The sequence below is a fragment of the Joostella sp. genome (genome assembly GCF_048266025.1).
Classification (GTDB): domain Bacteria; phylum Bacteroidota; class Bacteroidia; order Flavobacteriales; family Flavobacteriaceae; genus Galbibacter; species Galbibacter atrarenae.
This window is the reverse complement of sequence record NZ_JBLXAF010000002.1, coordinates 139,534-164,507: the sequence shown is the minus strand read 5'-3', so window position 1 is coordinate 164,507 and position 24,974 is coordinate 139,534. Positions and strand designations below refer to the sequence as shown.

The window sequence follows — 24,974 nt, the reverse complement described above, 5'->3', positions numbered from 1 at the left end:
CAATTCTTAAAACAATATCATAAAAAGGCATTCTAGGATGCCTTTTTTTTATGCAATCTATTTTGGAAGAAGTATATTTTTGCTATTATTAATGTGATAATGTAAGTAGAATGTATGCAAGCTATACATTGATAGTTTTAGAATTAAATTTGAATAGTTATTTTGAGATTAAATAACGTCCTTTGCAAATGCATTTCTGCAACATAGTTAATAGAATTTAAGATGATACAAATAGGAGAATACAATACATTAGAAATATTAAGAGAAACTTCAGTAGGGCTTTTTTTAGGAGATGAAGAGGATAATGATATTCTTTTACCTAATAAATATGTTCCCCAAGAGTATGAAATTGGAGATACAGTAGCTGTATTTTGCTATTTAGATCATGAAGAAAGACCTATTGCTACTACGTTAACACCTAAAATAACCAGGAATAAGTTCGCATTATTGCGCGTTGAAGAAGTGAATGATATTGGCGCTTTCTTGGATTGGGGATTGGAGAAACATCTTTTTGTTCCTTATAAAGAACAAGCCCGTAAGATGGAAAAGGGAAAACGTTATTTAGTTTATGCTTTTTTAGATGAGAAAACAGACCGAATGGTAGCCTCTAGTAAGACTAATCAATATCTTGATAATGAGATATTATCGGTAGATGAGAATGAGGAAGTAGAGCTAATTGTATCTCGTTTTACGGAGTTAGGTGTAGAGATGATTATTAATGAAAAGCATAAGGGTTTAGTTTATAATGATGAAATTTATAGCGATCTTAAACTAGGTCAACGTCTTGTTGGTTATATTAAAAAGATTAGAGATGATCACAAAATAGATCTTAGTTTAGAACCAATAGGATTTAAAAAAATAGAGCCTTCTTCCAAGAAAATATTAGATGCGATTCAAGCAAATGATGGATTTCTAGGCTTACATGATAAAAGTGATCCCGATGATATTAGAGATATCTTGGGGATGAGTAAAAAGAGCTTTAAAAAGGCTATCGGATTGCTTTACAAGGAGAAGCAAATTATTATAAAAGAAGACGGAATTACACTCGTTTAGGGTGTTTTTTAGCTGAAAAACATTAATAAAACTACATATTATCCAATTTTTAAACGGAAGCCTTTAAAAAAGCTTCATATTGTTTAATAATAAAAGGATATCTTTTTACTTTTGAATAAAATACATAAAACAATGAACTCACCTCAGTGGAAAACTGCCAAGGAATTTGAAGATATTACCTATAAAAAAGCAAATGGAGTTGCTAGAATTGCTTTTAATCGTCCGAATGTAAGAAATGCATTCCGCCCAAAAACTACAAGCGAATTATATCAAGCATTTTATGATGCTCAAGAAGATACAAGCATAGGTGTAGTTTTATTATCAGCAGAAGGACCTTCTACCAAAGATGGAGTGTATTCTTTTTGTAGTGGTGGAGATCAAAAGGCACGTGGAGAAAAGGGGTATGTTGGAGAAGATGGTATGCACCGATTAAATATTTTGGAAGTTCAGCGTTTAATTCGCTTTATGCCAAAAGTAGTTATTGCTGTTGTGCCAGGTTGGGCTGTAGGTGGCGGTCATAGTTTACATGTTGTTTGTGATATGACTTTAGCTAGTAAGGAACATGCTATTTTTAAACAAACAGATGCCGATGTTACAAGTTTCGACGGAGGTTATGGTTCTGCATATCTTGCCAAAATGGTAGGACAGAAAAAAGCTAGAGAGATATTTTTCCTCGGAAGAAATTATTCAGCTCAAGAAGCTTTTGAGATGGGAATGGTAAATGCTGTTATCCCACATGAAGAATTAGAAGATACTGCCTATCAATGGGCACAAGAAATTTTAGAAAAATCGCCAACTTCTATTAAGATGTTGAAATTTGCAATGAATTTAACTGATGATGGAATGGTTGGACAACAAGTTTTTGCAGGAGAAGCAACACGTTTAGCTTATATGACGGAAGAAGCTAAAGAGGGGAGGAATGCTTTTCTAGAGAAGAGGAAACCTAATTTTAAAGATATTAAATGGATTCCTTAGCAAAAGCATATATGTGTAATTAAAAAAATATATAATATGCCTTATATCGATGAAAATCATTTAGTTGGTTTACATAAAACAATAGAATCTAAGGAAATATCTGAAGCTCGTCTTTTAAGAGAGTTACAGAAATATAGAACAGAAAAAGAACAAATTTCAAAGCGTAAAAACATTTTTAAATGGACTTCACTATCATTAGTGCTTGTCTTAATGATAGGTGTTGCGCTATATTTTGTAAAACCTTCTGTTTTTGTAAATGATGATTATTTGCAGTCTGAAAATAAACTTTTAATAGATAAGAGTGAACTTCTAAATTATGAAGACCAAGTTTCGTTATTACGTACAGAAATAGAGTCGCTTTCTTCAGAAGAAATGGAAGATATCGATTTAGTAGATTTAAATTCTAAGGTTATTTATGCAGTTCAGATTGCAGCTTTAGAGAACAGAGATTTATCATTATACTCAGAAGACTTAGAAAACATCAATCAATACAAGGAAAAGGCTTTTAATAAATATTCGTTAGGTAATTTTACATCTTTAGATGATGCAAAGAGTTTTAGAAAAGAGCTTGTAGCATTAGGGTTTCAAGATGCATTTGTAGCATCTTACAAAGGAGGAAAACGATTAAAAATAGAAGAGGCCTTTTAATTTTCTTATATGACAAAAGCTAAAACGTTACTTTCGGCGGCCCGCCTAAGGACATTACCATTATCGATTTCTGGAATTATTGTAGGTACGGCGATCGCTTCTTCAGAAGGAAAATTTAATATTTATATTTTAATATTTGCGCTTATCACTACAGTTGGTTTACAGGTGCTTTCCAACTTTGCTAACGATTATGGAGATGGTGTTAAAGGTACAGATAACTTAGAGCGAGTAGGGCCGATGCGAGCTATACAAAGTGGAGTTATTTCTGACAAGGAAATGCTAAAAGCAATAATAGTAACCACTATATTAACTTTAATAGCAGCAGTTTTACTTATATATATATCTTTTGGAAAGGATAATATTTTATACTCTCTGTTTTTCTTCTTTCTAGGAATTGCTGCAGTTATAGCAGCTATAAAATATACAGTTGGAAAGTCTGCATATGGTTACAACGGATTAGGAGACGTATTTGTTTTTATTTTCTTTGGATTGGTAAGTGTAATTGGTACATATTTTTTATATAGTAAAGAATTTAATATAGAAATTCTTTTACCAGCAATTACAGTTGGATTATTAAGTGTTGGAGTTTTAAACCTTAATAATATGAGAGATGTAAATAGTGATAAAAAATCCAATAAAAATACATTAGTAGTCAAAATTGGTATTGTAAAAGCTAAACGATATCATATTTCAATTTTAATAACAGCAATGGTTTCTACTGTTTTATATGCATTGCTAAATTATCAATCTCCATTAAATTTTCTCTTTCTCATTTCATATGTCCCAATTATACTTCACATAAAAAGAGTGATTCACAATAATAACTCATCTGAGTTGGACCCTGAATTAAAAAAATTAGCCTTAAGTAGTTTTCTATTTGCGCTCTTGTTTTTGCTTAGTTATAATAATTTTTCGTAGATTTAAATCTGATTTTAACTAGTAATAATTTTGGACCAACTTATAAAGATTCTTATTGTCGAAGATAATGTGATTATTGCAGATGATATGCAGTCAATGCTTGAAGATATTGGATACAATATCGTAGCCAATGTAGTTGATTATGAAGGGGCTGCAAACGCATTAGCTACTTTAGATATCGACTTAGCTCTTGTAGATATTGTCTTAGCCTCAAAGAAAAGCGGAATAGATTTAGGAAGACACATTAGGGAAAACTATAATATTCCTTTTATTTTTGTCACCTCCAATTCAGATAAAGCAACTGTGGAGAATGCAAAGAGTGTGAAGCCTAACGGATATCTTGTAAAACCTTTTGAACAGCAAGACCTTTTTACTTCCATAGAAATAGCGTTATCTAACTTTAATGCTGAGACTGTAACGCTCACTAAAGAGGTAGAGGAGGATAAGAATGATGAAGGGAAACTTGTTTCTAATTCTGTATTAAGGAATTCAATTTTTGTAAAAAAGAATCAGCATTACTATAGAATCCCATTTGATGATATTAAATATGTGAAGGCAGATAATGTATACTTAGAGGTATACACTGTAGATAGGACTTTCTTAGTGCGTTCTGCTTTAAAGGATTATTTAGAGAAATTACCTTCTGAGCAGTTTTATAGAGCTCATAAATCATATATCGTGAATATAGATCAGATAGAAGCTATAAACACAAAAGATATTCTTGTTAACGGAAAGAACATTCCAATATCTAAAGAATTTAGAGAGTTTATATTATCTAATATGAATTCATAATATAAAAAACCACAAGACTGGTAGTTTTTACATCAATAAGTTAAGTGTTTACAACATATGTTTTTTTTGATGAGTAAAGCATTGTAAGTTTGATCTGTTGCTTATAAATGGTTGATATAGCCCCAAATATTAATCGCAGTAACAACCCCAAATTTATAATGTCCTACTACTATTGCTACCAACTTAAAATGGTATTTAAAAAGAGTTTTAAAGTAATTTAAAACTCTTTTTTCTTTTCTGAATTTTTTAAACACAAAATGCTTAGATCATAATTCATTTTTCACCATACTTACCACATAAAATAACTGTTATACAACAAAAATTTAGTTATTCAGCTTGTATACGGTAAGTTTACCTCGCTGTTAAGATGTTAATTGTATAATAATGCTTATTGGAAAATAAATTATTATATTTTTACCTAAAGCCTAAGCGTTATGTTTAGGCTTTTTTATCAGAATAATTTATGAATATATAACTGTGTTGCAATTATTAGAAAAAATCAAGTTTAGGATTATTGTATGTCTCGCGATACTGTTTTCTACAGTATTGCATTCTTCAATTCAGCATACTGCTTCATTTGGAAAGGATCCTTTGTATGAGTTTACAACCATGTCTTCTGCACAAGAGCGTTTTGACTTTTTTTTTAATACTCCAAATAGATATAAAGTAAGTTCTGTTTATAAGTGGTTAGAAGCAATAAACACTCCGTTAAAAAAAGCAGCTGAAGAAGAAGATTCTGAAAGTGTTTTTAGGTATAAAACAATATTAATGCGTTTATATTATGATATTGGAAATTATGATAAAGGTGCATTAATAGGAGAATTATTGTATTCTGATGAGAAGAAGCTAGACCAAAATGTAAAGATTAAGATTCTAGAAACACAAGATCTTATATATAAAGAGTTACAGTTGTATGATAAGCAATTGGAAGTTCGTAGGGAGCAGAAAAGTTTAGGTTTAGATGTTTCTTTGTATGATATTTATGCAGAACTAGGCTTGTATAGACAAGCGATGATGGAATATGTTATCTCTAATAAACCAGAGTTAGAAAAAGGAGATGATAAATTATATGCTGCAGAATACTATAATAATCTAGGAAGTTATTTGCTTAAAGATGGCTCTGTTTATACTGCTTATAAAGATATAAGAATAGCTAAAAGTAATATTGATCAGTATTTAAAAAATAGTGATAAAGCTTCTGTCGCAGAGTTCAATAAGGCAGTTTTTCTAAAAGGGAAAATAGAGAGTAATCTTGGAAAATGTAAAATGTTCCAAAGTAAATATGCAGAAGCAATTCCATATCTAGAATCAGGGATTTCCGCTAGTAAAGCTTTTGATAAAGGTAGGTATTCGAAAACAACGGTAGATTTATGGGGAAGCATTGCAGAATGTTACCTAGAGATAGGGAATTTAGATATTGCTGGGAAGTATCTTGACAGTATTGTAGATGATCAAAAAACGGTTAAAGCAAATGTTGTAAACTACAATAGATTGAGGGCAGATTTTTACTTGAGAGATAGTAATCCTGAAGCTGCATCATTGTTTTTTAAAAAGTATGTAAAGCTTAAGGATTCTATAGATTATAGCAGTAGAAAAAAACAGCTTTTAAGTTTACTTGTTCAGTTTGATCTTAGTAATCAAAAGGAAACAATAGAACGTCAGCGTTTAAATATTGAGAAGAGTAAAACAGAAATTTTAGAACGTGAAAAAACCATTTACCTTAGTGTTTCTGCACTAATATTATGTTTTATATCGGTATTAGGGCTAATAATTGCCTATTTAAGAAGTACAAAAAATAAGCGTCTAATTGAGAATCAGAAGAGAATAATAGAAAACTCTTTGGTGGAAAAAGATTCGTTACTTAAAGAAATTCATCACCGTGTAAAAAACAATCTTCAAGTAGTTTCTAGTCTATTAAGTATACAAACTAAAAACACCAAAAGTAAAGATGCTGTAAATGCATTAGAAGAAGGGAAGAGCAGGGTAAAAGCGATGGCTTTGATTCATCAGAAATTATATCAAAATGAAGATCTTTCAGTAATTAAAATGCAAGAATATATTGAGTCTTTATCTGCAAGTATTCAATCTGTATATAAGAAAAAAGGATTTAAAATAGATTTGCATATAAATGCAGCTACAACAGAATTGGATGTTGATAGAGCGATTCCTATTGGATTAATTCTGAATGAATTGATATCAAACTCTTTTAAGTATGCTTTTGATGACCATAAAGACGGAAATATCTATATAAATCTTATAAAAGAAGAGGAACAGGTTCTTTTTGAATATATAGATGATGGCGTTGGACTCCCTGAAGATTTTGATGTGAATGTTTCTGGATCTATGGGGATGAATCTTATTAGACGTTTAGCTAATCAACTTCGTTCAAACTTGAATATAGATCAGGATTTACAAGGAGTTCGTTTTTGGTTTTACTTCAGCTAAAAAGTTAGCAAAATGTAATATTTATTGTTGCTCTCATACTTTTATAAATTAAATTTATGGCAATCAATATAATTTAACTCTTAATACTTAAATTTGAGAGTTAGAGAAATAGATTATTGTAAAATAAAAAAATAAGAAGATGAAAATTACATTTTACGGTCACGCTACTTTAGGAATTCAAGTTGAGGATGTACATATTTTGGTAGATCCTTTTATTTCAGCAAACGAAAAAGCTTCACATATAGATATTGATGCGATTAAAGCAGATTATATATTAGTAACGCACGCTCACCAAGATCATGTTTTAGATGTAGAACGAATAGCTAAAAATACTGGTGCAGTGGTAGTTTCTAATGCAGAGATAGCAGGTCATTATAGTAAAATGGATATTGAAACGCATCCTATGAATCATGGTGGAAGCTGGGATTTTGAATTCGGATTAGTAAAATATGTAAATGCAATCCATTCCTCTTCTTTTGCGGATGGTTCTTATGGAGGTAATCCTGGTGGATTTGTGATTGAAGGTGAGCATAAAAATATTTATATCGCAGGTGATACAGCACTTACAATGGACATGAAATTTATTCCTCTTCGTACAAAGTTAGACCTAGCAATTCTACCAATTGGAGATAATTTTACAATGGGAATAGAGGATGCTATTCTGGCATCAGATTTTGTGGAGTGTGATAAAGTGTTAGGTTATCATTTCGATACCTTTGGGTATATCGAGATAGATCACGAAGAAGCAAAAAAACAATTTTATAACTCCGGAAAAGATTTAATGCTACTTGAAATCGGAGAAAGTATAGAACTGTAAATGGAGGCACATTATCAAAAATACATGCTTGAGTTTAAACGCCCTAGCGGAACCTCAAGAGGTGTATTAACAACTAAAGAAACGTGGTTTATATTTATTAAGGAAGGTGCTAACTTCGGGATTGGGGAATGTGGAATTCTTAGATCTTTAAGTATTGACGATAGAGCTGACTATGAAGAAAAACTAAAATGGGCATGTGCCAATATTAGTTTAGGAGTTGAGACCCTTTGGGAGGCATTAATTGAGTTTCCTTCTATACAGTTTGGTTTAGAACAAGCCTTTTTATCTTTAAAAAGTGAGAATCCTTTCAAACTTTTTGATTCAGCATTCATAGAAGGAAATGCTGAAATTCCTATCAATGGATTAATTTGGATGGGAGCAGAGGAGTTCATGAAAGTACAGATTAAAGAAAAAATGAATGCTGGCTTCAATTGTATTAAAATGAAAATTGGAGCTATAGAATTTGATAATGAATTTAAGTTGTTAAGTTCTATTAGAGATAAGTTTTCAGAAGAGAAAATAGAATTGCGTGTAGATGCTAATGGTGCATTTTCAGCTGAAGAAGCTATGGGGAAATTAGAAAAATTAGCAACACTAAAGTTACACTCTATAGAACAGCCAATAAAGCAAGGCAATTGGGATGAAATGGCCTTACTATGTAGGCAAAGTCCATTGCCAATAGCTTTGGATGAAGAATTAATTGGTGTTTTTTCTGTAACAAAAAAGAGGGAATTGCTACAAACAATACAACCGCAATATATTATTCTGAAACCTAGTTTGGTAGGTGGATTTCGAGGTTCTCAGGAATGGATTTCACTTTGCGAAGAATTAAATATAGGTTGGTGGGTTACAAGTGCTTTAGAGAGCAATATAGGTCTCAACGCGATTGCTCAATGGACAGCAACATTAAATAACTCGATGCCGCAAGGTCTTGGAACTGGAAGTTTATATACCAATAATATTGAAAGTCCTTTAGAAGTTGATGGTGGAGCATTACATTATAGAAATACTATAAATTGGGACTTAAGTCCTTTAAAATTATAATAATTTGAAATATATAGAACAAGGGTACAAAGGGGAATTAGGTTTATGGAAATATATAATAATTCCATTTTGCTTTATTGGTTTAATGGCTCTCAATTATTTAGCAGTTGTTTTGTTGAATATAGATGTCGAAAAGCTTATGGCTCTAGAGATAGAGAGAAAAGGTGAACTGAGGGTGTTTATAGATTTAATGTGGCCAATGGGGATTGCTTTAGTTGTATTGCTGGTTTGGGTCAAGTATATTCATAAACAAAGCATTGTTTCATTGACAACGAGTAGGGATAAAATTGATTGGAAGAGGGTATTTTTCTCATTTTCACTTTGGGCTATAATTACATCAACTTTAATTTTTGTTGATTATAAGCTTAATCCTGAAGATTATCAATGGAATTTTGAGCTTTCTTCTTTTTTAGGTTTGTTAGTAGCTGCGCTTATATTAGTGCCTCTACAAACGAGTTTTGAAGAATACCTTTTTCGAGGGTATTTAATGCAAGGTGTCGGTATAGCTACAAAAAGTAGTTTAGCAGCTCTTTTATTTACGTCCTTTCTTTTTGGAATTATGCATATTGCTAATCCAGAAGTAGAAAAGATTGGTTATGGTATTATGGTCTATTATATTGGTACAGGTTTATTTTTAGGGATTACAGCTTTAATGGATGATGGAATAGAATTATGTTTAGGTTTTCATGCAGCAAATAATTTGGTTACAGCTTTATTAGTAACTTCAACATGGACAGCTTTACAAACTCCTTCCGTATTAAAAGATACTTCAACACCAGGATTAGGTTGGGATGTATTTGTGCCTGTTTTAGTAGTTTTTCCAATATTACTATTTATATTTTCCAAAATTTATAAATGGACTGATTGGAAGGAAAAATTAACAGGGAAAATAGAGAAACCTGTTACAATTCAGTAAAAATCAGAAACTATTTACTCAGAAACTTTTTTATCAGAAGAAACCGTTTTAATTTTATATCAGATTGTTTCTTAAATTGAAAACATATTAAAATTAGCTATGGAAAATACTCCAACTTTTGATAAAGTACATTTAAAATTTAAACTCAACGGAACCTATTACAATAGGGAAGACCTAAAAGAGGTAGCTTATAGCTTTGTAAAAGAGGGAGAGCCTTTTGAGCAATCTATGGGAGATTTTTTAATGGATTGGTTGAATGATAAAGATCATTTATATGTAAGAACTTCTGGGTCTACTGGAACTCCAAAGCATATTCGTATTCAGAAGCAATTTATGGTAAATTCATCTATCGCTTCTGGAGATTTTTTCAATATTTCTGTAGGGCAAACTGCATTACATTGTTTACCGGCAGCATATATTGCAGGTAAAATGATGATGGTGCGTGCTTTAATACTTGGGTTAGAGATCGATTTGGTTGCTCCAAACTCAAATCCAATGGAAAAAATAACGAAGAGTTATGATTTCTCTGCTATGATTCCGCTTCAAGTGTCTAATTCATTGTCTAAACTGAATCAAATAAAACAGCTTATTGTTGGAGGTGCAGTTATGAAGCCAGAGTTAATAGAACAACTCAAGGATAAACCCACTTTTATATATGAAACTTATGGAATGACCGAAACGGTTACCCATATTGCAGCGAAACAAGTTAATAATTTTAAATCGGAGGCAGAGCGAGCGTCTGCTCACTTTACAACCTTGCCGAATGTTACTATTTCTGTAGATAATCGTAGTTGTTTGGTTATAGATGCTCCATATATTGCTGAAGATACTATTGTTACAAATGATATTGTTGAGTTAGTATCGGAAAATGAATTTGAATGGAAAGGTAGATATGACACCGTTATAAATTCAGGAGGTGTTAAACTTATTCCAGAACAGATTGAAAAGAAACTAGCAAAACAAATTGAAAAACGATTTTTTGTTCATGGAGTTGAGGATAATGAATTAGGAGAAAAACTTGTTTTGGTTATTGAAGGAGATAAGATTCCTAAATTAGAAGAAGTATTGAAAAAGAATACTAAACTTGAAAAGTTTGAAGTTCCTAAAGAAATATATTATACGAAAGATTTTTTAGAAACTGAAAATGGTAAAATAATAAGAGAATCTAGTTTGCAAAAAGCTATTAAAGATTCATAATTTAACTGAAATATATTTAAATAAATGCTTCTAGGGGAATTAACCTTTAGAAGCATTTATTTTTGAATAAAGGACTTCATTTTCCGTAGTCACATTATTTGTATAGTCTTTTATATTGTTAAGAGTAACCATTGTAATTTGTTCAAGAGCTTCTTTAGTAAAAAAGCCCTGATGCGCAGTAATCAATACGTTAGGGAAGGAGATTAATCTTGAAATAAGATCATCTTTAATGATACTTTCTGAAAGGTCATTAAAAAACAATTTCTCTTCTTGCTCATAAACATCAATACCTAAATATCCTACTTTACCATCTTTTAAAGCTTCGATAGTGTCTGCAGTATCAATTAAAGCACCTCTACTTGTATTTATCAGCATTACTCCGGTTTTTAAGCCTGCAATAGTGTTTTTATTGATGATATGTCTTGTACTATCCGTTAGCGGGCAATGTAAAGAAATAATATCACTTTCTTTTAAAAGCTTCTCTAAGGGAAGATATGTAACACCTTTGTCTTTTAAAGCTTCGTTTTCATAGGTGTCAAAAGCAATTACTTTACAACCGAAGCCGAGCGTGATATTACAAAATGCAGTTCCTATTTTTCCAGTTCCAATAACACCAACCGTTTTTTTATAAAGATTGAAGCCTCTTAAGCGTTCTAAAGAAAAATTACCTTCTCTTACTCTGTTATAGGCTTTGTGTGTTTTTCTGTTTAAAGCTAATATAAGAGCAACGGCATGTTCTGCAACTGCTTCAGGAGAATAGGCAGGGACACGGTAAATCTTAATACCTAATTCTTCTGCAACTTCAAGATTGATATTATTAAAGCCAGCGCAACGAAGTAGGATTAATTTGATTCCATTGTCTTTTAAAATCTTAAGGGTATCTTCTCCTAATTTATCATTAACAAAAACACAAACTCCGTCAAAGCCACTAGTTAGGTTTGCGCTTTCTGCTTTTAATGCGACTTCAAAATATTTTAGAGTTAACTCATCATCATTGTTATAGGAGTCAAAAAACTCTTTATCGTATGCTTTGGTGCTAAAAACAGCTATTTTCATAACATCATTTTTTATAATTAAATAAGACCTTAGGTTTGAATAACTCCCATATTAAATTGCTTTTCTATTGGAGCATGGTTAGCTGCTTCAATCCCCATACTGATCCATTTACGTGTGTCTAATGGATCTATTACGGCATCTGTCCATAAGCGGGCAGCAGCATAATATGGTGACGTTTGCTCGTCGTATCTTGATTTAATTTTGTTGAATAACTCGTCCTCTTTTTCCTTGGTAATTTCTTCTCCTTTTTTCTTTAGAGAAGCTGTTTCTATTTGGAGGAGGACTTTTGCAGCCTGCGAGCCACCCATTACAGCTAGCGCAGCACTTGGCCATGCAAAAATAAGTCTAGGATCGTAAGCTTTTCCACACATGGCGTAGTTTCCAGCTCCATAAGAATTACCTATAACCACCGTAAACTTAGGAACAACGGAATTACTAACAGCGTTTACCATTTTGGCTCCGTCTTTAATAATGCCACCATGTTCAGATTTACTACCTACCATAAAACCAGTAACATCTTGTAAGAAAACTAATGGGATTTTCTTTTGATTACAATTAGCAATAAAACGGGTTGCTTTATCTGCAGAATCAGAGTAAATCACTCCTCCAAATTGTAATTCCCCTTTTTTAGTTTTTACAACTTTACGTTGGTTTGCAACAATACCAACAGCCCATCCATCTATTCTAGCATATCCAGTGATAATAGTTTTTCCAAATCCTTCTTTATATTCTTCAAAAGAATTAGCATCTACTAATCGTGCAATAATAGCATTCATATCGTATTGCTCTGTTCTACTTTTTGGAAGTATTCCGTAGATATCTTTTTCGTTTTCTAAAGGCTTAATTGATTTTATACGACTGAATCCCGCCTTATCAAAATCTCCAATTTTATCCACTATATTTTTAATGGTATCTAAAGCGTCTTTGTCATCTTTAGCTTTATAATCCGTAACACCACTAATTTCAGAGTGTGTAGTTGCGCCTCCTAGCGTTTCATTATCTATGTTTTCTCCAATTGCAGCTTTCACCAGGTAACTCCCAGCAAGGAAGATACTTCCTGTTTTATCTACAATAATGGCTTCGTCACTCATTATAGGAAGGTAGGCACCACCGGCAACACAGCTTCCCATAACAGCAGCTATTTGAGTTATTCCCATGCTACTCATGATTGCATTATTTCTGAAGATGCGTCCGAAATGCTCTTTATCAGGGAAAATCTCATCTTGCATCGGCAGGTATACACCAGCGCTATCTACTAAATAGATAATTGGAAGTCTATTCTCTATTGCTATTTCTTGAGCTCTTAAATTCTTTTTTCCTGTAATAGGAAACCAAGCACCAGCTTTAACGGTAGCATCATTTGCAACGACAATACATTGTTTTCCGCGAATGTAGCCAATCTTAACAACCACTCCGCCCGAAGGGCAACCTCCGTGCTCTTCGTACATGCCATCGCCAGCAAAAGCACCTATTTCAATACTGTTTGTATCTTTATCTAGAATGTAATCAATACGCTCTCTTGCAGTCATTTTTCCTTGACTATGGAGTTTCTCAATACGTTTTTCACCACCTCCAAGCGCTACCTTAGCAAATTTTCTTTTCAAATCTGCTACAGAAAGCTTATTAAAATCTTCGTTCTGATTGAATTTTAAATCCATCTATTGTGTTTATTTCAAATGATTTTTGAGTCTATAAATAATTGAATTGTTCAGAAAATAAGTAATTCAATCATAAACTCCTAACGATACAGCTAAAATACAAAATCAACCGTTACATAATTCTTTAATAATTTCTTAAATTGCACCAGATTTACTGAGTGTTTAGTAGATTACCCTAAAACCTAAATTAAAGTTACACAAAATGGGAATGAATAAGAATACAGTTTTAGCATGGGCCACATGGATAATGATAGTGGTAGGGCTTGGATTAATTGCCTTAGGAGCCTTCCGATATAATGAAGTCGCTGGCTATGGTTTTGCTTCTGTTGGAGTAGGATTTTTTGCTATCGCTTGGGTTTTTAACGCTCTTAAAGGAAGAGTGTAGTACTTAGAGTGCTAGTTCCATTAAACGTGGGAGTTAGGATTAATAATCGATTATTAAATTTCAATAAAAAATAATATATGTCTGATGATAAGAAAGTGATATTTTCCATGTCGGGAGTATCAAAAACGTACCAAAGCTCAAATAAGCAGGTGCTTAAAGATATTTATTTAAGTTTCTTCTATGGTGCAAAAATTGGAATCTTAGGTTTAAATGGATCTGGTAAATCTACTTTACTAAAGATTATAGCTGGTGAGGAAAAGAATTATCAGGGTGATATTTCTTTCTCTTCAGGATATTCTGTTGGGTATTTAGAGCAAGAACCGAAATTAGATGAGTCTAAAACTGTTATTGAAATAGTAAAAGAAGGAGTAGCAGAAACAGTTGCTGTTTTAGATGAGTACAACAAGATAAACGATATGTTTGGGTTGCCAGAGGTTTATGAAGATGCAGATAAGATGCAGAAACTGATGGATAAGCAAGCCGAGCTTCAAGATAAAATTGATGCTACTAATGCTTGGGAGTTAGATACAAAACTAGAAATTGCAATGGATGCTTTACGTACTCCAGAGCCAGATACGCCTATTAATGTGTTGTCTGGAGGGGAGCGTCGTAGAGTTGCATTGTGTAGATTGCTATTAAAACAACCAGATATTTTATTGTTAGATGAGCCTACTAACCACTTGGATGCAGAATCTGTATTATGGTTAGAGCAACATTTACAGCAATATGCGGGTACTGTAATAGCTGTTACACACGACCGTTATTTCTTAGATAATGTTGCTGGGTGGATTTTAGAATTAGATCGTGGAGAAGGGATTCCTTGGAAAGGAAACTACTCTTCTTGGTTGGATCAGAAATCGAAACGTTTGGCACAAGAGCAAAAACATGCTTCTAAGCGTCAGAAAACATTAGAACGAGAGTTAGAGTGGGTTCGTATGGCTCCTAAAGGAAGACAGGCGAAGCAGAAAGCGCGTTTAAGTAATTACGATAAACTATTAAGTGAAGATCAAGCGAAATTAGACGAGAAGTTAGAGATTTATATCCCTAACGGACCACGTTTAGGAACAAATGTTATAGATGCTAAAGGTGTATCTAAAGCTTTTGGAGATAAATTACTTTATGAAGATTTAAATTTTAAACTTCCGCAGGCAGGAATTGTAGGTATTATAGGTCCGAATGGAGCTGGTAAAACAACAATTTTTAAAATGATAATGGGAGAGCAAACTCCAGATAATGGTTCTTTTGAGGTTGGTGATACTGCAAAAATTGCATATGTAGATCAGTCGCATTCTAATATAGATCCAGATAAATCTATTTATGAAAACTTCTCCGATGGTCAGGAATTAGTAATGATGGGAGGGAAGCAAGTAAATTCTAGAGCTTATTTAAGTAGATTTAATTTTGCTGGTAGTGAGCAGAACAAAAAGGTGTCTGCTTTATCTGGTGGAGAACGTAACAGACTTCATTTAGCGATGACGCTTAAGGAAGAAGGGAATGTTCTTTTATTAGATGAGCCTACGAATGATTTGGATGTAAATACATTAAGAGCTTTAGAAGAAGGTTTAGAGAACTTTGCAGGTTGTGCCGTAGTTATTTCTCACGACCGTTGGTTCTTGGATCGTATATGTACACATATTTTAGCTTTCGAAGGGAACTCTGAAGTTTATTTCTTTGAAGGAGGCTTTTCTGATTATGAAGAAAACAAACGTAAGCGTTTAGGTGCAGATGTAACTCCAAAACGTATTAAATATAAGAAGCTAATAAGAGATTAGTTCTATTATAAGTATGGAAATACATATTTGATATTTTCATGAAACTGTAAAAAAGTCGTCTTGAATTAAATTTTAAGACGACTTTTTCATTGAAATAACATGATGAAATTTATTAATTTATTAGATTAAGTAAGTTTATTTAAGGTGCATTATATTAGTTAGTTATTGTTTTATTTTTACTGAAGTAAGAAAGATGGTTTTACTTATAAAGAGCGTGACATCTAATGGATTATCTTTCAAGTGTAAAACGCGATAATTTAATTAATTAGCTTCAGTTGAGATATACATAATTAAATAGCTTCTTTTCATATAGATACAATATCTTTGCCGAAATTATAATCATGTCCACACAGTTCTCAAAACTAGGGGTTATAGAACCTCTTCAGCATAGTTTATTCGATCTAGATATAAACACTCCCACTGAAATTCAAGAAAAAGCGATTCCTATTATTCTTAATAAAAAGGATGATTTTGTTGGACTCGCAAAAACGGGTACTGGGAAAACTGCAGCCTTTGGTTTGCCAATATTGCAACTTATAGATGTAGAAAAAACGAATATACAGGCTGTTATTGTTGCTCCAACGCGAGAATTAGGTCAGCAGATATATAATAACTTGGTTTCTTACGCTAGTAATCTACCTGCTATTTCTATTGCCTCCATTTGTGGAGGAATCCCGATTAAACCACAAATAGAGAGACTTAAAGAGAATACGCATATTGTAGTAGCAACGCCAGGTAGGTTGATAGATTTAATAAAAAGAAAGTCTATAAATATTAAGGAAGCTAACTACTTGGTGTTGGATGAAGCAGATGAAATGGTGACTTCTCTTAAAGAAGGGTTGAATGAGATTGTTGCTGAACTTCCTAAGAATAGAAGAACCCTGTTATTTACAGCTACTCTTCCTGGAACTATAAAGCAGCTGATTCAAAACTATATGTCCAAGCATGTAATCCAGGTAGCTGTAGATATGAATACTGCTGGTCATCAAGGGATAGATCATAGTTATGTTGTAGTGGAGCCTATCGAGAAATTAGATGTTCTGATGCATTTTTTAAATAGTAAAAATGGAGAACAAGGTGTAATTTTCTGTAAGACAAAAGCTGCGGTTAATAAATTAGCTAAGAATCTGGCTATAAATAAGTTTTCTTCCGGAGCTCTGCATGGAAGTCTTACGCAGGGAATTCGAGATAGAATTATGGGGCAATTCCGCGAAGGACATATAAATATTCTGGTTGCTACAGATTTGGCGGCAAGAGGGATTGATGTAAAAGATATAGCTTACGTAATTAACTATCATCTTCCAGATACTTTTGAGGCTTACGTGCACAGAAGTGGTCGTACAGCTAGAGCAGGAGCCAAAGGGTTGGCGTTAACCGTTCTTCAAGAGGAAGAAGTGAAAGAGCTTGCTGAGTTTGAAGATGAATTAGGAATTACTTTTAAGAAGTTTCAAAAAGCAGATGCTAAAAGTATAGAGGAAAATAATGCTTTGTTATGGGCTAGAAAGATATTTAAAACAAAGCCTAATCATAATGTTTCTGCTGAATTTAAAGAAAAAATACATACTGTTTTTCATCATTTAACGAAAGAAGAGCTTATAGAAAAATTATTTGCAGATTATGTAAATAAGCAGACTACTCCAGTGGCAGAGGTTAATGTGAAGAAACGAAAAAGAAATAATTAAAGGTGTTTTAAAAGGATTAAAGGGTTTTTAATAATTAACGTTTTGATCCTTATTATAACATCAATAGACTCATTCAGTGAGTAAAAAGTAGCAGATGGCAAATACAATAAAAGAACAACAAGAGATTCTTGAGAAGTTGAATATCTTTCAACTAAATGAAATGCAAGAAGAATCTTTATCAGTAATAGAAAAAACAACTAATACTGTAATCCTTTCTCCAACGGGAACAGGAAAAACACTAGCTTTTTTACTTCCTTTAATAGAGCGTCTAGATCCAAATTGTGAAGATGTTCAGGCTTTAATTTTGGTTCCGTCTAGAGAGCTTGCTATTCAAATCGAGCAGGTTATTAGAAATATGGGAACTGGTTACAAGGTGAATGCTGTTTATGGAGGTAGAGCGATGTCGAAAGATAAAATTGAATTAAAGCATACTCCCGCTATTTTAATAGGAACTCCAGGTAGAATGTCGGATCATTTTTTGCAAGAAAGGTTTTCTACTGAAAATATAAAGACATTAGTTTTAGATGAGTTTGATAAGTCTCTTGAAGTAGGTTTTGAAGAAGAGATGAAAGATATAATTATTGAACTTAATAATTTAAATAGACGTATTTTAACTTCTGCAACACAGAGTGTTAAAGTTCCTAAATTTGTTAGATTGGAAAATCCTGTGGTTATTAATTATTTAAATGAAGGTGGAAATAAACTGAGTATAAAAACGGTGGTTTCTCCTTCTGAAAATAAATTAAATACGCTTTTTGAATTATTGGAATATATAGGAAACGATCCAGGAATTATTTTTTGTAATTTAAAAGATAGTATTCAAGACGTTAGTGATTTCCTAACAAGAAAAAATATTTCTCATGGAGCTTTTCATGGTGGAATGGAGCAGAAGGACCGTGAGCGATCTCTTATAAAGTTCAGAAATGGTACGTATAACGTATTATTGGCAACAGATTTAGCTGCTCGTGGAATCGATATTCCAGAGATGAAATACATAATCCATTATCAATTGCCGTATAAAGGGGCAGAGTTTACGCATAGAAATGGGAGAACGGCACGAGTAAATTCTAAAGGAACTGCTTATGTGCTTAAGTGGGAAAAGGAAAGTTTACCAGATTTTATAACTGATGCTAAGGTTGTAAATATCTCTAAAAAGACTGCTTTAAAGCCTAATCATTGGAAAACGTTGTTTGTTTCTGGTGGACGTAAAGATAAAATTTCAAAAGGAGATATTGCTGGTTTGTTTTTTAAGCAAGGAAAACTCAATAAAGATCAATTGGGGGTTATTGAATTAAAACAAGATTGTACTTTTGTGGCTGTTCCAGCTACAGAAGCTAATAAGTTAGTTTCTTTACTGAATAACAGTAGATTAAAAAAGAAAAAGGTACGTATAAGTATCATTTAATAATATATTTACAGATGTGTTTGTAGTGATAACATCGGTAAATAAGAATGTTTTAAGTCGTTAATAGCGCGGTAGTAATTTAGTCCTAAAGAAAGGGATAGTAGTAAAATATAAGTAAACATGAAGTCTTTCGAAGAATTTAATATATCTAATCAGTTACGTTTTGCAATAGAAGATTTAGGTTTTGTAAATCCAACGCCAATCCAAGAGAAGGCATTTCCGGTTGTAATGTCTGGAAAAGATGTGATTGGTATCGCTCAAACGGGAACAGGAAAGACTTTTGCTTATATGCTTCCTATTTTACAAGGGTTGAAATTTTCTAAGCAAGTTAACCCACGGGTACTAATTATGGTGCCTACAAGAGAATTAGTGGTGCAAGTGGTAGATGAAATTGCGAAGTTTAGTAAATACATGAATATCCGTGTGGAAGGTGTTTATGGAGGTACTAATATTAATCGTCAGAAGCAAGCGTTGGCGCAAGGAACAGATATTATTGTAGCGACTCCTGGAAGATTGTACGATTTAGTTATCAGTAGAGCTGTTCAGTTAAAAGAAGTTAGGAAACTGGTTATAGATGAAGTTGATGTGATGTTAGATCTTGGTTTTCGTTTTCAGTTGAATAATATTTTTGAATTGCTGCAAGAGCGAAGACAGAATATTATGTTTTCTGCAACGATGACAGATGAAATTGAAACACTTATAAACGATTTCTTTAGAGGTACAGAGAAAGTTTCTGTTGCAGTAAGTGGTACGCCTTTAGAGAATATTGAGCAGACATCGTATAGTGTGCCGAATTTTTATACAAAAATCAATCTCTTACATCATATTCTAAAAGACAAAAATGTTTATAAGAAGGTTTTGGTGTTTGTTTCTAATAAAAAAAGCGCCGATTTATTGTTTAGTGTCCTTACAGAGAACTTTAAAGACGACGTTTGTGTAATCCACTCAAATAAAACACAGAACTACAGATTGCGTTCTATTGAAGAGTTTGAACAAGGGATACATAGAATATTGGTCACTACAGATGTTATGGCGCGTGGATTGGATCTTAATAAGATTTCTCACGTATTTAATTTTGACACACCAGGCTTCCCAGAGAATTATATGCACCGTATTGGTAGAACTGGTAGAGCAGAAGAAAAGGGGAGTTCTGTTTTATTTTTTACTGAAAAGGAACAAGAAAATAAGATTGCTATTGAAGAATTGATGAAGATGGAGATTCCACTTTTACCAATCCCTGAAGAAGTGGAGATTTCTACACGACTCACTTCGGAAGAGCAACCTAGAATAATAGAACCAGATAATCCACATAAGAAGTCTGAAGATGACGTTCCTGGACCTAGTTTTCATGAAAAGAAAGAGAAGAATAAAAAAACAAATCAAGGGGGATCTTATAAACGTACTATAAAACTTAAATACAAGAAGCCTAAAACCCGTGGTGATAAGAATTATAATAAGCGTAATAAGAATAAAAAGAGGTAGTTAGGAATATGAAAAAATCTTCCAATGCAGTACTTATAGTTCTTGCTTTTATTGCTATTTACGTTATTTGGGGATCTACATATTTCCTTAATAAAATTGCTGTATCAGAGCTGCCACCTTTTATGCTTGCTGCTACAAGGTTTATAACAGCAGGTATCCTAGCATTTATAATTGCTAAAATTGCAGGTTTGGATGTTAAAATTTCAAAAGAGCAATTTAAAAATGTTTCGATAGCTGGTTTTTTGTTCCTAACCCTAGGAAACGGATTTGTTGTATGGGCATTAAAGTATGTAGATAGTGGGTTTGCAGCTCTAGAAATCTCGGCGCAACCATTGGTGGTTTTACTGTTATTACGAATATTAGAAGGTAAGAAAATTAAGTTAATGTCTTTTATAGGTGTTTTTCTTGGTATTGTAGGTATTTACCTTTTAGTAAGTCAGCAATCATTAATGGATCAAGGAAATAGTGCTTTAGGAATTGGAGTTATCTTTTTATGTATGACAAGTTGGGCTTATGCAAGTATCTTTGTTTCTAAAGCCGAACTCCCTAAGAATTTCTTTGTTAATTCGGCATATCAAATGCTAATGGGCGGTGTTTTTCTGCTGATATTTAGTTTATTTGCTGGAGAGGAGTGGGTGGTTCCTATGCAATGGAGTGGGCAAGTTCAAATTGCTATGTTAGCTTTAATTCTCTTCGGAAGTATAGTAGCATTCACTTCTTTTAATTATTTACTCCGAGTAGTTTCTCCAGAGAAAGTTGCTACTTCCACTTATGTAAATCCTATTATTGCTTTGTTTTTAGGTTGGTTTTTATTGGATGAATATGTGTCAATGCAATCTATTATTGCAGCGATGATATTATTAACAGGAGTTTATTTTATAAACACGAAAAAAACAATCATGATATTTTCTAGATTTACCAATAAGATAGATAAGAAATATCATGATAAGTTATAATTCTTTATTTCTTAACTGAATTAAACCTTTTTTATTCTACGTGGTCTAAATGCTATTAAAATAATTATAGCCATGACTAAAAAAAATATCAGAACTGTTGCTTTTATAGCTATTACGATGATTTCTGTAAATTCTTTTGCGCAAGATAGACAGCGTGGAGGTGGAGAAAGAAGAGAACGTCTTTCACCGGAAGAGATGTTTGAGAAATTAGATGCCGATGAAAATGAATTGGTAACTAAAGAAGAGCTTTCAGAAAATAAAATGGGAGAGCGATTGCTTGAAAATTTTGATGCTATCGATACAGATGAAAGCGGAGATATCAAATTAGAAGAATTAAATGCTTTTATTGAAAAACGTAAAGCTGAGAGAAGAAAATCTTAATATTCTTCATTAAAAAAACTATAAAGCTAGCATTATATTCAGTAGATACTATTACTTTTGTTTATAATGTTAGCTTATAAACTTCACATTTTCAATACGGTTGCTATGCGCTTGAGTTTCTCAAAAGCCGCAGAAGAGCTTCATATAACGCAACCAGCAGTTACAAGACATATAAAACAATTAGAAAGTCACTTTAAGCAAAAGCTATTTGAGCGTAAAGGGAATAGTATTGAACTGACAAAGGCGGGCAATCTGTTATTGGTTCATGTTAAGGAGCTTTTAAAGTTGCACAGAGCTCTTGAATTTGACATGAATGCTTTGAATGACAATACAGAAGGGCGTTTACAGATTGGGGCAAGTACTACAATTGCACAATATGTATTACCAGAGGTATTAGCGGGTTTTCATAAGATGTACCCTAAGACAAAAGTCACGCTTATAAATGGTAATACAGAAGCTATTGAGCAGAAAGTATTAGATCAAACAGTGGAGATTGGTTGTATTGAAGGTCATTCTAAAAACAGGCAACTGTCATATCATTCATTTTTAAAGGATGAAATCGTTTTTGTAGTCGCTAAAGGACATTCGTTGTATAATAAGTCAGAAATAACATTAAATGAAGTAAAAACACAACCTTTAATTATACGAGAGCGTGGTTCTGGTACTTTGGAATTTATATTGAAAGCACTAGAGGAAAAAGGAGTTTTTGAAAAAGATCTAACTATAGAAATGCAATTGGGGAGTCCAGAAAGCATCAAGTCATACATTAAAGACAAAAGAAGTGTTGCATTTATGAGTGTGAATACTATTTTGGATGAATTAAGTAATGGGAGTTTAAGAATTATTGATATCCGTGATTTTTATATTAAACGAAACTTTAGTTACATCGTAAAACAAGGGAATCAATCTTCATTATCACAACTCTTCATTAACTATCTTGAAAACCATTATAACATTTTGTTATAGTAGATACATATTTATCATTTGACTTCGCTTACTAATGACAGTACTTTTACATCAGTTAAAAATGAAAACTGATGATAGAAAGAGTATTATTATTTATTGAAGAACACCCAGTTATTAATAAGTTTATATTCATAGCCTTAGCTTTGTTATGTTTATCACCTATTGTAAGTCCAACAATAGCTTTAGCTTTGGGGATAGTTTTAGCACAATTAATTAAAAATCCGTTTGAAGAGGTAAGTAGCAAAGGAACGCAATGGATGTTGAAAGCTTCTGTTGTAGGTTTAGGATTCGGAATGAATGTGAATAGCGCACTATCCGCAGGGAAAGAAGGATTTTTATTAACAGTAGCTTCTATAGGTCTTACACTGACCTTAGGATTGTTACTAACAAAATTTCTTGGAATTGATAAAAAAATAGGAAAGCTCATTAGTTCTGGTACTGCTATTTGTGGAGGAAGTGCTATTGCAGCAGTTTCACCGATTATAAAAGCCAATTCAAAGCAAATTTCGATAGCTATTGGAATTGTTTTCTTGTTAAATTCTATCGCCTTATTTATTTTTCCAAGTATAGGGCATTATTTTAATCTTACACAGCATCAATTTGGGATGTGGAGTGCTGTTGCAATTCATGATACTAGTTCTGTTGTAGGTGCAGCAGACATCTATGGAGACGAAGCTTTAAAAGTGGCAACAACAGTAAAATTAGCTAGAGCATTGTGGATTCTTCCTCTCTCTGTAGTATTTGCAGCAATAGGAAAACGAGGAGCAGGAAAAGTAAAGATCCCTTATTTTATAGGACTCTTTATACTTGCTATTATTGTAAATACCTATATTCCTGCTTCAGAAATTATAGCTCCGTATATGGTAATCATTTCTAAATTGCTGCTAACATTAGTGCTGTTTTTAATAGGAACTACTTTAAATTTCAGTTCATTGAAGCAAGTGGGAGCAAAGCCATTACTGTTAGCTATTAGTATCTGGGCGTTTGTATCTGTATTTTCGTTATTTATAATATTGCATTCTGCTTAAATAGAGTTGTTAGGATTATCGTAAAAAAAAGAAAACCCCACTGTTTGAATAAACAAACGATGTGGAGTTTTCTCAACTAACCAACCAAAAAAAAATTCAACTATGAAATTTAATGTCCACATTTTCAGTGGTATTAAACTATATTATAGTATTCAAACAGCGTGCCAAAACCCACTGATTGAGTATTTTAACTATTTATTTGCTTTTAGCGCATTAAGAATTTCTTCTGTATCTGCTCTTTTTGTATAATCTTCATTTACAAATCTGTAAATAACTTTACCTTCTTCATTAATTACAAATGTTGCAGGCACTGGTAATTCATAATCATCGTTATTATTATGCTTTTTAATATCAAGTCCAAATTGCGAATAAATTGCTTTTATTGACTCTGGAAGTTGAAAAACTAAACCTATTTTTTTAGCAAATGCATTGTCAATATCGCTTAATACTTCAAAAGACAAATTGTTCTTTTCTGAAGTAGATAATGAATTATCAGGTGTTTCAGGTGTAATAGCTATCAATTCAGCACCATTTGCTTTAAATTCAGTAATTGAATTTTGTAATGCCTTTAATTCAAGGTTACAATAAGGACACCATCCGCCTCTATAAAAAGATACGATGAGTTTCTTACCATTATTAAAATCTTTCAGGTTTACTTCCTTTCCTTTAATATTTAAAAGAGTAGCATCTGGAAATGAATCTCCAACTTTTAGAGTTTTATCAGCAAAATGATCCTTCTTTAAGTCCGAAGTAGCTTTGTCCATTACTTCAAGAACTTCATTTGGAATTTGCTCTCTATTTTTATCGTTTAATGTTTTTAAATCTGTAGTCAATGACATAATAAATACTTTTTATGCTCATTAAGTCGTAACCAATATGAATATCTTACAAGGAGTAAATTAAAGAGATTATCAATCTAAATAAGTAGCTTTTTCGTAAACCAATCCTGGTCCATCACAAGCGTTCCAACCACTTATTAGCTGAGAAGATTCGTTAAAAAAGAGTGTTTCACTATTATCAGAAGTGCACGAACCTATAATCTTATTATTGTCATTGTAATTAAGTTGAAGGTAAGCTTCGTTGTTATTTTCAACATACAAATAGGTTCCTGAACCTTCTAACGTTGATTTACTAGTTTTAAGATATCTAGTCTTTGTAAATGTACTGTCCTGATTAAAAGTATAAGTTTCTTGCCACTCCATATCTTGGCCAGTAGTAGTTGTGTTTGGAGCGCTTCCGCGCATTTCAACCAAATACCAATTATCTACAATAGTTAAAAGAGTAGGATTGCTATCACTAGCTTCAAGATTGTCATTATCGCTACTACAAGCGAAAACAAAAAACAGTCCTATTAAAATAATAAAGTGCTTCATAAACAGGGTTTTATTGCTACTTATT

The 24,974-nt window shown here is 32.6% G+C and carries 23 protein-coding genes; 19 read left to right on the top strand and 4 right to left on the bottom strand.

Annotated elements, in window-relative coordinates; genetic code table 11:
* Positions 1-222: 222 nt before the first annotated feature.
* From ACN0TY_RS06500 to ACN0TY_RS06455, 10 genes are all read left to right on the top strand, one after another.
* The gene (locus tag ACN0TY_RS06500) at positions 223-1,053 is read left to right on the top strand and encodes a S1 RNA-binding domain-containing protein (RefSeq protein WP_417443831.1); all 831 of its coding nucleotides are present in this window, start codon (positions 223-225) and stop codon (positions 1,051-1,053) included.
* 132 nt (positions 1,054-1,185) lie between these two features.
* Positions 1,186-2,028 carry a 1,4-dihydroxy-2-naphthoyl-CoA synthase gene (locus tag ACN0TY_RS06495; protein WP_236958287.1) on the top strand — a complete coding sequence of 281 codons (843 nt, stop codon included), beginning with the start codon at positions 1,186-1,188 and terminating at the stop codon, positions 2,026-2,028.
* A gap of 36 nt (positions 2,029-2,064) precedes the next feature.
* A complete protein-coding gene (locus ACN0TY_RS06490; protein WP_417443830.1) occupies positions 2,065-2,676 on the top strand; it encodes an SPOR domain-containing protein in 612 nt (203 codons plus the stop codon).
* A gap of 9 nt (positions 2,677-2,685) precedes the next feature.
* Positions 2,686-3,594, top strand: a complete 909-nt coding sequence (locus ACN0TY_RS06485) for a 1,4-dihydroxy-2-naphthoate polyprenyltransferase (RefSeq protein WP_417443829.1) — start codon at positions 2,686-2,688, stop codon at positions 3,592-3,594.
* 30 nt (positions 3,595-3,624) lie between these two features.
* Positions 3,625-4,386, top strand: a complete 762-nt coding sequence (locus ACN0TY_RS06480) for a LytR/AlgR family response regulator transcription factor (RefSeq protein ID WP_236958290.1) — start codon at positions 3,625-3,627, stop codon at positions 4,384-4,386.
* A 477-nt stretch (positions 4,387-4,863) separates the two neighbouring features.
* Positions 4,864-6,831, top strand: a complete 1,968-nt coding sequence (locus ACN0TY_RS06475) for a sensor histidine kinase (protein WP_417443828.1) — start codon at positions 4,864-4,866, stop codon at positions 6,829-6,831.
* Between the two features lie 139 nt (positions 6,832-6,970).
* On the top strand, positions 6,971-7,648 hold the full coding sequence (locus tag ACN0TY_RS06470) for a metal-dependent hydrolase (protein ID WP_236958292.1): 678 nt from the start codon (positions 6,971-6,973) through the stop codon (positions 7,646-7,648).
* Complete coding sequence (locus tag ACN0TY_RS06465) at positions 7,649-8,692, top strand: o-succinylbenzoate synthase (protein ID WP_417443827.1); 1,044 nt, start codon at positions 7,649-7,651, stop codon at positions 8,690-8,692.
* A 4-nt stretch (positions 8,693-8,696) separates the two neighbouring features.
* The gene (locus ACN0TY_RS06460) at positions 8,697-9,608 is read left to right on the top strand and encodes a CPBP family intramembrane glutamic endopeptidase (RefSeq protein WP_236958294.1); all 912 of its coding nucleotides are present in this window, start codon (positions 8,697-8,699) and stop codon (positions 9,606-9,608) included.
* A gap of 99 nt (positions 9,609-9,707) precedes the next feature.
* Positions 9,708-10,805, top strand: coding sequence for an AMP-binding protein (locus tag ACN0TY_RS06455; protein ID WP_417443826.1), 1,098 nt, complete (start codon positions 9,708-9,710; stop codon positions 10,803-10,805).
* A gap of 39 nt (positions 10,806-10,844) precedes the next feature.
* Here ACN0TY_RS06455 and ACN0TY_RS06450 read toward each other — a convergent pair whose 3' ends face one another.
* Positions 10,845-11,861, bottom strand: coding sequence for a 2-hydroxyacid dehydrogenase (locus tag ACN0TY_RS06450; RefSeq protein WP_417443825.1), 1,017 nt, complete (start codon positions 11,859-11,861; stop codon positions 10,845-10,847).
* Between the two features lie 29 nt (positions 11,862-11,890).
* Positions 11,891-13,519, bottom strand: coding sequence for an acyl-CoA carboxylase subunit beta (locus ACN0TY_RS06445; protein WP_417443824.1), 1,629 nt, complete (start codon positions 13,517-13,519; stop codon positions 11,891-11,893).
* Between the two features lie 208 nt (positions 13,520-13,727).
* Between ACN0TY_RS06445 and ACN0TY_RS06440 the strand changes: the two genes are divergently transcribed.
* The 9 genes from ACN0TY_RS06440 to ACN0TY_RS06400 all read left to right on the top strand — a co-directional run bounded on the left by ACN0TY_RS06440 (position 13,728) and on the right by ACN0TY_RS06400 (position 23,576).
* A complete protein-coding gene (locus ACN0TY_RS06440; protein ID WP_236958298.1) occupies positions 13,728-13,904 on the top strand; it encodes a CAL67264 family membrane protein in 177 nt (58 codons plus the stop codon).
* 77 nt (positions 13,905-13,981) lie between these two features.
* Positions 13,982-15,676, top strand: coding sequence for an energy-dependent translational throttle protein EttA (gene ettA / locus ACN0TY_RS06435; protein ID WP_417443823.1), 1,695 nt, complete (start codon positions 13,982-13,984; stop codon positions 15,674-15,676).
* Between the two features lie 341 nt (positions 15,677-16,017).
* A complete protein-coding gene (locus tag ACN0TY_RS06430) occupies positions 16,018-17,358 on the top strand; it encodes a DEAD/DEAH box helicase (protein ID WP_417443822.1) in 1,341 nt (446 codons plus the stop codon).
* Between the two features lie 94 nt (positions 17,359-17,452).
* Positions 17,453-18,763, top strand: a complete 1,311-nt coding sequence (locus ACN0TY_RS06425) for a DEAD/DEAH box helicase (protein WP_417443821.1) — start codon at positions 17,453-17,455, stop codon at positions 18,761-18,763.
* A 120-nt stretch (positions 18,764-18,883) separates the two neighbouring features.
* Positions 18,884-20,245, top strand: a complete 1,362-nt coding sequence (locus ACN0TY_RS06420) for a DEAD/DEAH box helicase (RefSeq protein ID WP_417443820.1) — start codon at positions 18,884-18,886, stop codon at positions 20,243-20,245.
* Between the two features lie 8 nt (positions 20,246-20,253).
* A complete protein-coding gene (locus ACN0TY_RS06415; RefSeq protein ID WP_417443819.1) occupies positions 20,254-21,201 on the top strand; it encodes an EamA family transporter in 948 nt (315 codons plus the stop codon).
* A 72-nt stretch (positions 21,202-21,273) separates the two neighbouring features.
* Entirely contained in the window at positions 21,274-21,582 is a 309-nt protein-coding gene (locus ACN0TY_RS06410) for a hypothetical protein (RefSeq protein ID WP_417443818.1), read from the top strand.
* Positions 21,583-21,648: 66 nt separating this feature from the next.
* Positions 21,649-22,548, top strand: a complete 900-nt coding sequence (locus ACN0TY_RS06405) for a LysR family transcriptional regulator (RefSeq protein ID WP_262911744.1) — start codon at positions 21,649-21,651, stop codon at positions 22,546-22,548.
* Positions 22,549-22,619: 71 nt separating this feature from the next.
* Positions 22,620-23,576: a YeiH family protein gene (locus ACN0TY_RS06400; protein WP_417443817.1), complete on the top strand. Its 957-nt coding sequence runs from the start codon at positions 22,620-22,622 to the stop codon at positions 23,574-23,576.
* Between the two features lie 191 nt (positions 23,577-23,767).
* Here ACN0TY_RS06400 and ACN0TY_RS06395 read toward each other — a convergent pair whose 3' ends face one another.
* A complete protein-coding gene (locus ACN0TY_RS06395; protein WP_417443816.1) occupies positions 23,768-24,415 on the bottom strand; it encodes a peroxiredoxin-like family protein in 648 nt (215 codons plus the stop codon).
* 72 nt (positions 24,416-24,487) lie between these two features.
* The gene (locus ACN0TY_RS06390; protein ID WP_417443815.1) at positions 24,488-24,949 is read right to left on the bottom strand and encodes a hypothetical protein; all 462 of its coding nucleotides are present in this window, start codon (positions 24,947-24,949) and stop codon (positions 24,488-24,490) included.
* Positions 24,950-24,974 lie beyond the last annotated feature (25 nt).